General features: G+C 74.2%; 12 protein-coding genes. 2 read left to right on the forward strand and 10 right to left on the reverse strand.

Features of this window, described 5'->3' with window-relative positions:
- Positions 1-180 precede the first annotated feature (180 nt).
- A complete protein-coding gene (locus tag ABD234_RS09745) occupies positions 181-1116 on the forward strand; it encodes an endonuclease domain-containing protein (protein WP_344355624.1) in 936 nt (311 codons plus the stop codon).
- A 387-nt stretch (positions 1117-1503) separates the two neighbouring features.
- Here ABD234_RS09745 and ABD234_RS09750 read toward each other — a convergent pair whose 3' ends face one another.
- From ABD234_RS09750 to ABD234_RS09770, 5 genes are all read right to left on the reverse strand, one after another.
- Positions 1504-3399, reverse strand: a complete 1896-nt coding sequence (locus tag ABD234_RS09750) for an ABC transporter ATP-binding protein (protein WP_344355627.1) — start codon at positions 3397-3399, stop codon at positions 1504-1506.
- Positions 3396-5348, reverse strand: coding sequence for an ABC transporter ATP-binding protein (locus ABD234_RS09755; protein WP_344355630.1), 1953 nt, complete (start codon positions 5346-5348; stop codon positions 3396-3398). The genes ABD234_RS09750 and ABD234_RS09755 overlap by 4 nt, the downstream gene beginning before the upstream one ends.
- A gap of 88 nt (positions 5349-5436) precedes the next feature.
- Entirely contained in the window at positions 5437-5946 is a 510-nt protein-coding gene (locus ABD234_RS09760; RefSeq protein ID WP_038372009.1) for a DUF456 domain-containing protein, read from the reverse strand.
- Positions 5947-6087: 141 nt separating this feature from the next.
- Positions 6088-6414: a branched-chain amino acid transporter permease gene (locus tag ABD234_RS09765; protein WP_344355633.1), complete on the reverse strand. Its 327-nt coding sequence runs from the start codon at positions 6412-6414 to the stop codon at positions 6088-6090.
- Positions 6407-7336 (reverse strand): AzlC family ABC transporter permease, encoded by a 930-nt coding sequence (locus ABD234_RS09770; RefSeq protein WP_344355635.1) that lies wholly within the window; start codon positions 7334-7336, stop codon positions 6407-6409. Before ABD234_RS09770 ends, ABD234_RS09765 begins: the two co-directional genes overlap by 8 nt.
- Before the next feature lie 73 nt (positions 7337-7409).
- On the opposite strand from ABD234_RS09770, the gene ABD234_RS09775 reads away from it, so the two are divergent.
- Positions 7410-7955, forward strand: coding sequence for an Lrp/AsnC family transcriptional regulator (locus tag ABD234_RS09775; protein WP_344355640.1), 546 nt, complete (start codon positions 7410-7412; stop codon positions 7953-7955).
- A gap of 49 nt (positions 7956-8004) precedes the next feature.
- Here ABD234_RS09775 and ABD234_RS09780 read toward each other — a convergent pair whose 3' ends face one another.
- The 5 genes from ABD234_RS09780 to ABD234_RS09800 form a co-directional block, all read right to left on the reverse strand.
- Entirely contained in the window at positions 8005-11076 is a 3072-nt protein-coding gene (locus ABD234_RS09780; protein WP_344355642.1) for an AAA family ATPase, read from the reverse strand.
- Positions 11073-12350, reverse strand: a complete 1278-nt coding sequence (locus ABD234_RS09785; protein WP_344355644.1) for an exonuclease SbcCD subunit D — start codon at positions 12348-12350, stop codon at positions 11073-11075. Before ABD234_RS09785 ends, ABD234_RS09780 begins: the two co-directional genes overlap by 4 nt.
- A 68-nt stretch (positions 12351-12418) precedes the next feature.
- Positions 12419-13078 carry an SRPBCC domain-containing protein gene (locus ABD234_RS09790; protein ID WP_344355646.1) on the reverse strand — a complete coding sequence of 220 codons (660 nt, stop codon included), beginning with the start codon at positions 13076-13078 and terminating at the stop codon, positions 12419-12421.
- Position 13079: 1 nt separating this feature from the next.
- Positions 13080-13556, reverse strand: coding sequence for an ArsR/SmtB family transcription factor (locus ABD234_RS09795; RefSeq protein ID WP_344355649.1), 477 nt, complete (start codon positions 13554-13556; stop codon positions 13080-13082).
- Between the two features lie 100 nt (positions 13557-13656).
- Positions 13657-14493, reverse strand: coding sequence for a phosphotransferase (locus ABD234_RS09800; protein ID WP_344355651.1), 837 nt, complete (start codon positions 14491-14493; stop codon positions 13657-13659).
- Positions 14494-14567: the final 74 nt, after the last annotated feature.

The following is a 14567-nucleotide window of genomic DNA, read 5'->3' on the forward strand; positions in this document are numbered from 1 at the left end:
CCATTCGACGTGCCCGGGAATGCGGGATCCGACCGTCAGCGGAACGGTCGGCTCCCTGTGTTCGTCCCCTGGACGGCATCGCCCGGCCCGCTCGCGCTCCCCGACGGGCAGGGCTCGCGGTTATCCACAGTCCTCGGGTACCGCTGGCGACGGCTCGGGCCCGGTGATCGGATCTCCTGCATGAGGATCGCCGGAATCGCGCATCGAGATGAGCTGTCGCAGTTCGACGTGTCGTCTGACGAACTGCTGGCCATGGTCCGCGAGGGGGCAGTGCGCAGGGTGCAGCGCTGGTACGTGAAGCCTGAGGCGCCGGCCGACGTCGTGGCCGTGCTCGCGAAGGGCGCCCGGCCCACCTGCATCGACGGCGCCGCCCTCCTCGGGCTGTGGACGCCTCCGGTCGCCACAGCTGTGCATGTCTTCCGACCTCGGATGGGAACGGGCCGACGCGACCGAGCGATCCTGCCCGCCGGGGTCGATCCGACGGTGCGCGCGACGCCGATCCGCAGGAATCGCGACGGCAGCATCCGGACCGGGATGAAGCTCGTCCCCCTGCAGTTCCACGGGCCGTCTCTGCGTCACTGGCCGGACAATCAGCCGGTGCCGCCGCTGTCGACCGTGCTGGAGCACTGTGCACGGTGCCTGACCGTCATCCAGGCGGCGACGATCATCGAGTCCGCTCTCGAGAAGCGCCTGCTCACGAGGAGCGGGCTGGAGGATCTTCTCACCGCCCTGCCCCGAGATGCCCGGCGCGCGCTCGCACGGGTGCGCAGCGATGCGGGATCCGGCACCGAGACCACCGTGCGTTGGTGGTTCGAATCCCGCCGCATCAAGGTCCGCTCGCAGGTGGTGATCCCTGGAGTGGGCCGGGTCGATCTGCTGGTGGGAGACAGCTGGGTGATCGAGTGCGACAGCCACGAGTTCCACGAGATCAAGGACCAGTACGAGAACGATCGCTCCCGCGACCTGGTACTGCGCACCCTCGGATACACCGTTACGCGTCTCACCTGGGAACAGGTCTTCCTCACCTGGCCGGCGACCGCCAAGATGCTCGAGACGATCTACCGCCGTGGTGACCACCGCAGGCCGATCCCCGACCGAGCCTTCCGCGCGGCGTGACCGAGTTCCGCGCGGCGTGACCGAGTTCCGCGCGGCGTGACCGAGTTCTGCGGGGCGTGACCGAGTTCCGCGGAGCCCCACCGACGGACCGGCCTCTCGGACCTCACGACGGCGCGAGGTCGCGACGGCCGGGACGATCGGGACGGTCGGGACGGCCACCTCGGAGCAGACCCCACGCTGTGTGCCCCGAGCCGAAGATCGTCACGGGACTAATACGGGGACACAGGCCGATATAGCGTCCATGTCCCCGTATTAGTCCCGTGCCTCCAGGGTCGCCGGGCCACAGAGGCGAGAGCGGCGGCCACGGCGGCCGGGGCGGAGGCGGCGGCCACGGCGGCCAGGGCGAGGGCGGCGCCCGGGGCGAAGGCGGCGGCCGCGGCGGCGGGCTCAGCGCTCCTGGCGGTGGGCGACCCAGGAGCCGTGCAGCCCCGCGTAGATCCCCTCGGGCAGCGCGACCAGCTCGGCGTGGGTGCCGCGCTCGACCAGGTGGCCGCGGTCGAGCACGAGGATCTGGTCGGCGCGCTCGGCGGTGGACAGGCGGTGGGCGATGGTCACCGTGGTGCGCCCGCGGGCCAGGCCCTCGATGGCGTGCTGGAGCCGGACGTCGGCCGCCGGGTCGACGGCGCTGGTCGCCTCGTCCAGCACGATCACGTCGGGGTCGGCGAGATAGGCGCGGGCCAGGGAGACCAGCTGCCGCTCCCCCGCGCTGAGCGCCTCGCCGCGCTGGCCGACGCGCGTGTCGAGGCCGCGCGGGAGGCCGTCGAGCCAGTCCTCGAGGCCCAGCTCGACGATGGCCTCGCGCATCTGCCGGTCGCTCGCCTCGGGCCGCCCGTAGCGCAGGTTCCCGGCGACGGTGGTGTCGAACAGGAAGCCGTCCTGCGGGACCATCACCACCCGGCGGCGCAGGGAGGCGAAGGGCACCCGGTCCACCGGGACGTCCCCGATCAGCACCTGGCCGGCGCTGGGATCCATCATGCGGGTGAGCAGCTTGGCGAAGGTGGTCTTGCCCGAGCCCGTCTCCCCGACGATCGCCGTGTGCGAGCCGGCGGCCAGCTCCACGTCGATGCCGTGCAGGACCTCGGGTCCCGTGGGGTACCGGTAGCGCAGGTCGCGCACGACCAGCGAGAGGCCGCCGTCGGGCAGCTCGCGCGCATCGTCCCGCGGCGGGAAGCGCCGGCCCGTCTGCGGGTCCATGCCGCCGGCGGGGTCGGAGACATCGGCCGGGGTGTCCAGGACGCCGAGCACGCGGCGCCAGCCGGCGACGGCGTTCTGCGCCTCGGAGAGCATCTCCGCGCCCATCCGGACGGGCTGGCTGAACAGCGACACGAGGAACACGAAGGCGACCAGCTGCCCGGCGGTGACCATGCCCTCGCCGAAGCCCAGCACCCCGGTGCCGAGGTAGATGCCGACCACGATGACCACGGCGGTGGAGATCCCGTCGAAGGCCTCGGCCAGGACGAAGGAGCCCGACATCGGCCGCAGCACGGAGAACTGGCGGTCGCGCACCTCGGTGATGCGCTCGGCGTTGTCGTCGTGGGCGCGGCCGGTGATGCCGTAGGCGCGCAGGGTCGCGGCCCCCACGAGGGACTCCGAGACGGCGCCGAGCATGCCGCCGACGGCGGTGCGGACCTTCTGGTAGCGGGCGCGGATGCGCTTCTGCAGGAAGCCCATCAGCACGAACATGGGGATGTAGACGATCCACACCACCAGGGCGAGCGGCCACGAGAACACCGCCATCACGACGGTGGCCAGCAGCAGCTGCAGCGACATGACCACGAGCATGATCCCGCCGAAGCTCATGAACTGGCTGACGGTGTCGACGTCGCTGGTCACGCGGGAGACCAGGGCGCCGCGCTGCTCGGTGCCCTGGGTGAGCAGCGAGAGGTCGTGGATGTGCCGGAAGGCGCGCTCGCGCAGGGTGGCCAGCGCCGTCTCCGCGGTGCGGAACAGGCGGCGGTTCATGAGCACGTTGCTGGCGGCGGTCACCAGCAGCACCAGGGCCGCCAGGCCCGTGGTCCCGGCGATGATCGCCATGTCCGGCTCCGGCGGGGCGATGATGCCGTGGTCGATCACGCGCTGCACGGCGATCGGCACGACGATCTTCCCGGCGGTCGCGATGACGGCGAGCAGCAGGGTGATCCAGATGCCGCGCAGGGCCTCCGGGGTCAGGGACAGGCCGCGGCGGATCGTCGCGATCGCGCCGTGGTCGGCCGAGGCTCCCGGGGCCTGCAGGGTCGAGGACGAGAACGCGTCCTTCTGCGGGGTGACGGCGGTCGGGCTCATGCGTCCTCCTCCCCTGCTTCGAGCAGGCTGTGCGAGATGGCGGCCTCGTCGTAGGCGTCCACCAGGGCCCGGTACGCGGGCAGGGACTCGCGCAGCTCGGCGTGGGTGCCGGCGCCGCGCACCCGGCCGTGTTCGAGGAAGACGACGCGGTCGGCGATGGAGATGGTCGACTTGCGGTAGGCCACCAGCAGCAGCGTCGACTCGGTCATGTGGGTGCGGATCTGCGCGAGGATCGCCTCCTCGACGGAGGGGTCGCAGGCGCTGGTCGCATCGTCGAGGATCAGCAGGCGCGGGCGGCGCACCAGGGCGCGGGCCAGGGCGATGCGCTGGCGCTGCCCGCCGGAGAGGGAGCCGCCGCGCTCCCCGAGGACGGTGTCCAGCCCGTCGGGGAGGCCGTCGACGAAGCCCTCGGCCTGGGCGATGCGCAGGGCCCATCGGACCTGCTCGTCGTCGAAGTCGGCGCCGAGGGTGACGTTGTGGCGGACGGTGTCGTCGAAGACGAACGCCTGCTGCAGCACCAGGGCGACGTCGCCGGTGAGCGCCGGGGCGGTGAGGTCGCGCAGGTCCGTGCCGTCCAGGGAGACGGACCCCTCGGTGGGGTCGACCAGCCGCGCCGCCAGCAGCGCGAGGGTGGACTTGCCGGAGCCGGTCGCCCCGACGACGGCGAGCACGCGGGAGCCCTCGGCGGGATCGGCCACGAGGCTCACGTCGTGCAGCGCGGTGGTCTCGGCGAGGTCGAGGTCCTCCAAGCCCTCGCCGGTGCGCGGGGCGAGGACCTCGAACTCGTCGTCGCGGTAGGCGAAGGAGACGTCGTCCAGGACGAGGCGGCCGCGGGCATCGGCCGGCAGCGCGGAGGTGCCGTAGGTCTGGCGGCGGCGCACGGTCAGCACCCGCTGGATCCGCGACCAGCCGACGACGGTGCGCGAGAGGTCCCCCAGCACCCAGCCGAAGGAGCGGATCGGCAGGGCCATCAGCGTGAAGAGGTAGGCGACCTCGACGACCTGGCCGGTGGTGACGTCGCCGGAGGTGATCCGCCAGGCGCCCAGCAGCACCACCAGCAGGATCCCGACGTTGGGCAGGACGTCGATCAGCGGGTCGAACCAGGCGCGCACGTAGCCGAAGCGGATGCCGTTGCGGCGCAGCTGCTCCGCGGCGTCGGTGAAGCGCTCCTCCTCCTGGTCCTCGCGGCCCATCGACTTCACGACGTTGGCGCCGTCGAAGGACTCGTGGGCGATCTCGGCGACCTTGGCGCGCAGGCGCTGGGACTCCATGGCGATGGGCGCGGCGAAGTGCTGCAGCAGCACGTTCAGCGCCAGCAGCATCCCCACCATCCCCAGCATGACCAGCAGGATCAGCGGGTCCACCCGGGCGACGACCACGGCCGCGTAGGCGAGCATGACCACCGTCGACAGCGCGAAGGGGAAGGGCATGAGGGCGAAGAACGTCGCCTCGACGTCCGCGTAGACCGAGCTGAGCAGGGTCCCGGTGGACTGGCGGCGGTGCCACAGCAGCGGCACGTCCGCGAAGACCTTCGAGAGCCGTTCGCGGTACTCGCGCTGCAGGTCGAACAGGCCCACGTTGGTCAGGATCCGGCGGGCGGCGACGGTGACCGCGCGCAGCAGGCCGATGCCGATGATCGCGAGCGCCCCGGCGACCACGGCGCCGGTGACCGGGCGGCCGGTGGCGAAGGCCGGCACCACGACGCCCTCGGTCACGCGGCCGATGACGGAGCTGGTGGCGATCTGCAGCAGGGCGAAGGCGATGCCGGCGAGGATCGCGATGGTGAAGGGCAGCGGGCGCTCCGCGACCGCGCGGAACAGCCGGGACAGGCCCGGTACCAGCACCCGGGGGCGCGCTGGGGCGGTGGGCTCGGCGGAGCGCGGGGCGCGGGCGGGTTCGGTCCCCGGGTCGGCGGGGCGGGATGCGGAGTGCAGTGACGACGTCGTCATGGCGAGCTGGTCGGGGCTCCTCGGCTGGTGGGCGGTGCGGTGCGGTGCGGGTGCGGGGCGGGGCGCGCGGAGCGGAGGCCGCGCCGCGTCAGAGGGTGGTGAAGTGGACGACCGCGGCGACGGCGAAGGTGATCGTCGCGCAGAAGGCGAGGCTCAGCTCGATGGCGATCCCGATCCCGAGCGCCTTGACGGCGACCCACGTCGAGGTCAGGCCGTGCTTCCAGTCCTTCAGGCGCAGCGACTCGGCGACGTACAGGCCGATCAGGAAGCCGATGGGCAGCCCGAGGAACGGGATGACGAAGATCCCCACGATGCCGGCGGCGATGCCCACGAGGATCGGCCAGGTCGGCACCTCGTGCTGCTTGAGCCGCCGCCCGGTGAGGACGTAGCTCGCCGTCATGCCGGCGGCGCCGAACAGGAGGATCAGGCCGAAGGCGACCCATGCCGGCCAGCCGCCGATGACGATCGCCCAGATCAGCGTGGCGATCACGTAGGTGATGGTCCCCGGCAGCACCGGCAGGACGATGCCCGTGAGGCCGACGATGTACGCGAGCGCGGCGAGGACGGTCACGACGATGTCGAGGGTCAGCGAACCCATGGGGCCTCCGATGCAGGTGGGGGACGGTCCCCGGGCGGTGTACAGCGCTATCCCGGGACCGTGTCCATCGTATCGGTGCGCAGGGTCGCACGGCGAGGGCCGAGGCCTGTGCGGGGGCGACCGGGCGCCCGGCCGCGAGGATCAGAGGAGGTTCACGAGGACCACGAAGGTCACGGTGCCGAGGCCGACGCTGAGCAGGGTGCGCCGCCCGCCCAGCAGGTGGGCGAGGACGGTCACGGCGACCGCGATCGCCGCGGGGAGGATCCGCGCGGGGTCCGCGTCGATGGAGGACCGCAGGGTCGCGGCGGCGAGGATCCCGAGGATCCCCACGGGCATCCACAGCGCCATGGCGCCGACGAAGCGCGACTCCCGCAGCGGTCCGAGGATCGCGAAGGGCACGGCACGCAGCGCGAAGGTGATCCCGAAGCCGATCCCGAGGACGGCGAGGAGGTATCCGGTCTCAGGCACGGTCGGCCTCCTGGGGGTCGGCGGGAGCATCGGCCGCATCGGCCGTGATGCTCGGATCGGGCGCGGCGGCGGGCGCGGCGAGGGGCGGGGCGTCGGGCTGGGCGATCGGCGCGGTGCGGCGGGTGAGCAGGAAGCGCACCGCGAGCAGCACGAGGAAGCCGAGCAGCCCCAGGAAGAGCGCGTCGTGCGGGGCGACCAGCAGCGCGATCGAGAACGAGAGCGCGGCCAGCAGCAGCGAGGGGATCTCGCGGCGGCTGCGGCAGGCGTCGAGCGTGAGCGTGATGAACAGGGCGCACAGGGCGAAGTCGAGGCCCTCGATGCGCCCGGGGATGACCGCGCCGAGGCCGACGCCGACCAGGCCCCCGCCCACCCAATAGCTCTGGAAGGAGAGCTGCATCGCGATCAGCCGGGGCGCGCTCCAGCCGCGCGGCGTCGCGGCGGTGACCGCGTAGGCCTCGTCGATCAGCGCGTACACCGAGTACAGCCGCGCGAGCGGGTGCCGCACGACGTGCAGCGGGAAGGAGAAGGCGTAGAACACGTGGCGGAAGTTGACCAGGAGCGTGGTCAGCGCGATCGTCGCCAGCGGGGTCGCCGCGGCCATGAGCCCGACCAGCAGCAGCTCTGCCGAGCCGGCGAACACGAGGATCGACAGCCCCGGTGCGACCCACCACGGCAGTCCGGTCTGGACCACGAGCAGGCCGAACGCCACGCCGATGGGGAACATCCCGAGCCCGGCGGCGAGCGACATGCGCACTCCGGCGAGGACCTCGCGGCGCCGGGTGAGGGCCGCGGCGGCCCGGGGCGCGGTGGATGCCACCGGGGCGGCGACGGGGGCGGCTGCGGGATCGGCCGCCGGGGCGGCTGCGGGATCGGCCGCCGGGGCGGGCGCAGCGTCGCCGCACAGGGTGCTTCCTTCGTTCACAGCGCAATCATCCCACCTGGGACCGACGCGCCGATTGCGATGTGGACCGCACCCGCGGCCTACCATGCAATGCATGCACCTTGATGACGTGGATCGCGCAATCATCGACCATCTCCGGGAGGAGGGGCGCCTGTCGAACGTGGCCCTGGCCGAGCGGGTGCATCTGACGCCGGGGCCGTGCCTGCGCCGCGTGCAGCGGCTGGAGGCGGAGGGCGTGATCCTGGGCTATTCGGCCGATGTCGCTCCCGAGGCCCTGGGGCAGTCCTTCGAGGTGATCCTGGAGGTCGAGCTCACCGTCTACGACGCGGGCACGATCGCCCACTTCGAGTCCACCATGGCGGCCTTCGACGAGGTCGTGGAGCTGTACCGCCTGTTCGGCTCCCCGGACTACTTCATCCGCGTCGCGGTCTCGGACCTCCCGGCCTACGAGCGCTTCCTCACCGAGGAGGTGATCACGATCCCCGGCATCGCGAAGGTGTTCTCGCGGTTCGCGATGAAGGTGCTGAAGTCCTCGCGGCGCACCGCGCCGGGCGTCGCCGCGCCGGGCGTCGCCGCGCCGGACGCCCCGCCCCGGGGTTCGGCGGTCGCCGTGATGGCGCGGTCCCCGCGCCGCGGCTGACCCGCGGGCGAGGCGGAACCCGCGGTCGCGCCCTCACGCGAAGACGCCGTCACGCGGTCGCGGTGACGGCGGAGCTGCCGTCCTCCCGGCGGCGCACCCGGATCTGCTCGGGGATCTGCTGCTTCATCTCGGTGACATGGCTGACCAGGCCGATGGTCCGGCCGTGCGCGGCCAGGCTGCTGATCTCGCCGATCACGCGCTCGAGCGACTCGGGGTCGAGGCTGCCGAAGCCCTCGTCGATGAAGAGGGTCTCCATCTGCACGCCGCCGGCCTCTGCGGTGACGATGTCCGCCAGGCCCAGGGCCAGGGCGAGGGAGACGAAGAACGTCTCCCCGCCGGAGAGGGTCTCGGGGACGCGCGTCTGGTCGGTGCGGCGGTCGATGACCAGCAGGTCCAGGCCGGTCTTCTTGGCGCCGCGCGCGCCGGGGTCCCGCAGCAGCTCGAGGTCGGAGTCGGAGAACAGGGCGAGACGGGCGTTGGCGGCGTCGATCACGTCCTCGAAGCGGCGCATGAGCACGTAGGTGGACAGCTGGATCCGGTCCCCGTCGCTCGAGCGGCCGGTGGCGAGGTCGGCGACCCGCACCACGGTCGTGGCCTCGGCGCTGACGGACCGCACCTGCGTGATCGCTCCGTGCAGCCGCTCCTGGGCCAGGCGGCTGGCGGCCAGGACCGACTCGCGACGCCCGGCCTCCTTGTCGGCGACGGTGGTGGCCTCCTCGGCCGCGGCCGCCCGGGCGCGGGTGTCGGTGCAGGCCTGCTGGGCCCTCTCGCGGGCGGCGTCGCCGGCGTCGAGCTCGGCGATGCCGTCCTCGGCGAGGCCGTCGGCCAGCCGTGCCTGGTCGGTGCGGCGGCGCTGGAGCATCTCCTCGAGCTCGGTGCGCCGGGCCGGGGCCAGCAGGGCGGAGCGCACGGCGGCGTCGTCGGCGAAATCGCCCAGGCGCACCTCGGCGGCCAGCTCGCGGGCCCGAGCGGCGGCCTGGTCGGCGGCGACGTGCGCATCGCGCAGGGCGCGGGCGGCGCGGGCCGTCGCGGTGTGCGCGGCGCGGCGTTCCGCGACGGTGGCGGACTGCTCCCGGGCGGCGTCCACGCGGGCGGCATCGGCCTCGAGCGCGGCGGCGGCCTCGCGGATCGAGGTCTGCTCGGTGCTGGCGGCGAGGGCCTGGGCCTCCCGCTGCGCGGCGAGCCGCCGGTCCTCCTCGTCGTACGCCTCGATCTCGGTCTCGAGTTCGGCGACGAGGGCCTGCTGCTCCTGCAGGGTCGTGACCTGGGCGCTGAGCTGCTCGTGGGCGGCGAGGGCGGCCTCCAGGGTGAGGCCGCCGGCGCGTTCGGCGGCGTCGTCGTGGCGGCTCTCGGCGAGCGCCAGCGCCTCCTTCGCATCGGCTGCGGTCCGCTCGGCGCGGCGTCGCGCCTCCTCGGCGGCGTCGACGGTCTCGGCGTCGACGTGGTCCGCTCCGGGCTCGGCGGGATGCGGGTGGGCCTGGGCCCCGCAGACCAGGCAGGGGTCGCCGTCCACGAGGGCGAGGGCGAGCTCGGCGGCGAGGCCCGCGTTGCGGCGCCGGCGCAGCTGCGCCTCGGTCTCGGCGGCCTCGTCGGCGGACCGGCGCGCCGTCCGGGCGCGGGTGCGGGCGGTCTCGACCTGAGCGGAGAGGTCCTGGGCGCGCTTGGCGTGGTCGCGCCGCTGCGTCGCCGCGTCGAGGGCGAGGCGGGCATCGGCGAGGCCCTCGGCGGCCGTGCGGGCCGCGTCCCGGCGCTCCAGCAGGGAGGCGCGGGCCTCGGGGCGCTGCGCGAGGGACGTCTCGAGGGCGGCGAGGGCCGCCTGCGCCGTCTCCAGGCGGGTGCTGCGCGCGGCCAGCTCGCGACGGCGCTGCGGCAGATCCTTCTCGAGAGCCACCAGGGCTGTCAGCTCCCCGGCGGCGGTGGTCGCCGCATCGATCCGGCGGTCCAGCTCCTCCAGGGGGGCCGGGCCGTCCAGCAGCGCGACGAGCTCGGCATGGTCCGCGGCGTGCTGGTCGCGCAGCGCGGCGAGCCCGGCGGCGGCCTCCGCCTCCTGGCGGCGGGCGCGGTCGCGGCGGGCGATGGCCTCGGCGACGGGTTGGGCGGCGCGATCCGCCTCCAGGCAGGCGCGGGCCTCGGCGGCCTGCGCGGCGTCCTTCTCGAGGCGGGCGGCGAGCTGGTCGAGGGCGCGGCGCCGGTCGATGCGGGCGAGGGTGGCGGCGGCGGTGTCGGCCGCGGTGCGGGCGGCGAGGGCCTCCGCGCGCAGCTTGTCGGCCCGCCCGGCGGCGGCCGCCCCGGCCTCGGCCGCCTGGTCGACGAGGGCGGAGCTCGCCTCGCCGAGGTCCTCCAGGTGCAGAGCTGCGGCGTGCGCCTCGAGGTTCTCGCGCGCCTGCTCCCCGGCCTCGTCGGCGGCGAGGCCGGTGGCCTCCACGAAGCGGGCCACGGCGCGGGAGAGCTCGGCCGTGGCGCGCTCGACCTGGGCCGATGCCTCGCGGCGCATCTCCTCGAGGCGCTTCTCGACGTCCTCGTAGATCTCGGTCCCGAACACGCGCTGGAGGACCTGCTGGCGCTCCCCGGTGCGGGCGCGCAGGAAGCGGGCGAACTCGCCCTGGGGCAGCAGCACGGTCTGGGTGAACTGGCTGTGGCTGAGGCCGACGGCCCGGGCGATCTCCCGCCCCACCTCGTCCAGGCGGGTGGCGAGCGGTGTGAGGCCGGCCCCGTCCCCCGGCTCGTCGGCGACGAGGGCGGGGATCAGGTCCGGGGAGCCGATGCGCCACAGCACCGCCTTGGCCTGCTCCTTCGTGGTGCCCGTCCCCCGCCGCTTGGCGCGGCGGTACTCGGGCTCGCGGCGCACGCGGAAGATCCCCTGGGCCGTCTCGAAGATGAGGTCGACGACGCTGGCCGTGGTCGGCGGGGCGAACTGCGAGCGGATGCGGTCGCTGCTGGCCCCGGCGCCCGCGACGTTGCCGTAGAGGGCGAAGACCAGGGCGTCGAGGATCGTGGACTTCCCCGATCCCGTCGGGCCCTCGAGCAGGAACATCCCGCTCGCGCCGAGCGCGGCGAAGTCGATCTCGAGCTCGCCGCGGAACGGGCCGATGCCCCGCAGGTACAGGTGGTGGAGCTTCACGAGGCCTCCTGCCGGACGGTACGGACGTGCTGGTAGGCGGCCTCGAGCACGGCGTGCTCCTGCGGTGTGGGCGCGGCCTGCGTGACGAAGGCGAGGAAGTCGTCCATGACCTCGAGCGGGTGGGCCTCGGGGCGGACCTGCGGGGTCGCCTCGTCCCGTTCGCGCCCCTCGGGCTCGAAGGTCGTGTGCAGGAGGTGGGGATAGACGGCGCGCAGGCGCTCCTGCAGATGCGCGGGGCGGGCGGCATCGGTGATGGTGACCTTCAGCCAATCCTGTCCGTGCTCGTCGGCGCGGGCGAGGATCTCCTCGAGGGTGCCGCGCAGCTCCGTCAGGCGGCGCGGGACGGGCGTCGCGATCCGCTCCACGGCCACGTCCCCGGGGGCGCCGAGCTCGACCAGCAGCACGGACTTGCGCTGGGTGCGCTCGGAGAAGGAGAAGGCCAGCGGCGAGCCGCTGTACCAGGCGGTGGGCTCGATCGCGGGCGCTCCGTCGACCGCCGAGGCGGACTCGCTCGACGGTGCGTCGGGCCCGGATCCGGGGGCCGCTCCCCCGCCCGCCCGGCGGGCGACATCGGCCCGCACCCGGGCGGTGAGGTCCTGGCAGCCGTGCAGGTGCCCCAGCGCCACGTAGTCGATCCCGTGGAACAGCCCCGCGGGCACCGAGTCCACGCCGCCGACGGTCAGGTCCCGTTCGGAGTCGCTGCCCTCGCCGCCGGTGACGAAGGTGTGGGCGAGGACCACCGATCGCGGTCGGGGCCCCTCCCCGGCGCGGCCGGCGATCCGCCGGCGCACCCGGTCCAGCGCCGCGGCGGTCACGGCCTCGTGGCTGCGGGCCAAGGACGGGCCGTCCTCGGCGGCGAGCTGCACGCGCGCGATGTCGGGCTCGAGGTAGGGCAGGCCGAAGAACAGCACGTCGCCGTGCTCGTCCGGCACCACCACGGGATGGTCCAGACCCGGCAGGTCCGCCAGGATGTGCACGCCGTCGCGCATGAGCGCCGCCCCGAAGCCCAACCGCGTGGCGGAGTCGTGGTTGCCGGGCGTGAGGACGACGGTGGTGATCTCCGCCAGGCGCGCGAGGGTGGCGCCGAGCAGGCGCACGGCCTCCACCGACGGCACCGCGCGGTCGTACACGTCCCCGGGGATCACCACGACGTCGACCTCGCGCTCGCGCACCAGGTCGACCAGGAAGTCGTGGAAGACCTGCTGGTAGGCGTGCAGGTCCTGCCCGTGGAGGGTGCGCCCCAGGTGCCAGTCCGAGGTGTGCAGGATTCTCATGCGCCCACCCTAGGCGCGCCTCCCGACGGACGAGGACCCGGCGCCCGCCGCTGTGAAAAGCGGCGGCGTCAGGCGCTGGTGCCCGTGTAGAAGCCGTAGGTGGCGTCGGCGTTGCGGGCGGCGAGATCGGCATCGGCCCCGGAGGCGGCGTGGGCGACCGCCCAGCCGTCCGCGGCGCCGCGGTAGAAGGAACGGCCCTCCTCGGTCTGGGCCCAGGCCTCCGCCTCGGCCGGGGCGAGGGATCCCTCGACGGCGCTGAGGTGCAGGGACAGGCCCAGCAGACCGCCGTCCCAGCCCACGCCGGTGGCGCCGGGGCCGAAGGTCTCCCACATCTCGGCGGGGACGTCGGCCACCCGCGAGACGTGCTCGAGCTCGAAGCGCGTGGTGGTCTCGCCGGTCGCGGCGAGCCGCACCGTGATCCAGGAGACGCCGCCGCCGAACTCCCAGGTGGCGCTGTATCCGGCGGTGCCGTCGGCCGGGGGATCGCAGGCGAGGATCTCCCCGCCGGCGTTGCCCTCGAGCTGGTAGCGACCGCCGAGGCGCAGCTCGCCGCTGATCGGCAGGAACCAGCGGGCGATGCGATCGGAGGAGGTCACGGCCTCCCAGACATCCTCGATCGGCGAGGGGTAGTCCTGTTCGAGGGACTGCACGTGCGAGGGCTCGCCGTCGCGCTCCTCGGTGCGGTAGGCGCGGGTGACGGCGGCGAGCTGGGCGGGGACGTCGACCATGTCAGGTCTCCTTCGTGGGTGGGGCGGGCCGGCCCGCGGGCGCGATGCCGGAGGTGTCGTGGGGGTCCTGGATGTCGCTGCGGGATCCGGGGTCGGGGGCAGGGTCGAGGTCGGGGGCAGGGTCGGGGGCCGATGGGCGCTCGGCCGCGAGACGGCGCTGCCGCCGTCCGCGCGCGAGCTCGGTGCCCAGGGCGTCCAGCCGCGGGAGCCAGAACCTCTCGAACGGGGTCAGCCAGTCGCGGGCCTCGGCGGGGCCGCGGGCATCGACGGCGTACAGCCGCCGGCGGCCCTCGGGGCGGACGGTGGCGAACCCGTGCTCGCGCAGGACGCGCAGGTGCTGGGAGACCGCCGGCTGGCTGATGCCGAACTCCTGCTGCACCGCCGCGCCGATCTCGCCCGCGCTGAGCTCCCCGTCGTCGGCGAGGAGCTCGAGGATCCTGCGCCGCACCGGGTCCCCCAGGACGTCGAGCGCATGCACGGGACCAGCCTGCGCCCGCGCGTCATATAAGTCAAGGCTTAATCCTGGCGGGCGGAGGCCCGGGCGGAGGGTCGCGCGGCGGGCCGGGCCGAGGGCACGGTCATCCCGCGAAGGGATCCCGGCCGCGCCGCAGGTCCTCGAGCCACTGGGCGCCCAGCCGCCGGCCGTCCGGGAACTCGTCGCCCCGGTCGAAGCGCCAGGTGGTCACCATGGCCAGCATCAGGCGCCGGCAGCGGGCGACCAGCTCGGCATCGACCCCCGGATAGTGCTGGGCCACGGCCGAGGGGGCATGGGCGATGTCGAACTCGACGGGTCCGCGGCAGCAGGTCTCGAAGTCGAGGAACTCCGGCCCGGTCTCCGTCGCCAGGATGTTGCCGGGGTGCGGCTCCCCGTGCAGGATCTGCTCCGCGGCCGTCCCGACGATCCCCGGGCGCAGGGCCCGCAGGGTGTGCACCAGCAGCTGCCGGTCGGCGGGGGCGAGGTCCGGGGTCCGCGCGGGATCCGCCAGCAGGCCCAGCGCCGCGTCGACGCGGTCGGAGGCGTGCGGGGTCGGCTGGGTGACCAGGCGCATCCCGGCGTGCAGACGATGCAGCGCATCGGCGTACTCGGCGGCCGGGACGGCCCGCGTCGACACGGGCTTCCGGTACGCCCACAGGGAGATGACGAGATCGCCGCGCCGATGGACCTGCGGATCCTCGCGCGGCAGCACCGGCACCACCGGCGCGCCGGTGCGGGCGAGCTGATCGGCGATGCCCACCTCGACGCGCGCCGCCTCGAGCGGCCCCGTGCCGATGCGCGCGACCACTGCGCAGGGCTGCAGCAGGACGGTGAGGGTGTTGGAGGCGTGCAGGATCTCGAGGCGATCGACCTCGAGGCCCAGCTCCTCGGCAAGCTGCCGGGCGGCGGCGAGCGCGCGCGGGCGGTCCGGGGGCGTCATCGCGGATCGGAACGGGCAGGACGGACGACGGCAGGGCCGAGCTGAGGGTCCATGCGCTCATCGTGCCATGCCGG

It is taken from the genome of Brachybacterium phenoliresistens (assembly GCF_039530785.1).
Taxonomy (GTDB): Bacteria; Actinomycetota; Actinomycetes; order Actinomycetales; family Dermabacteraceae; genus Brachybacterium; species Brachybacterium phenoliresistens.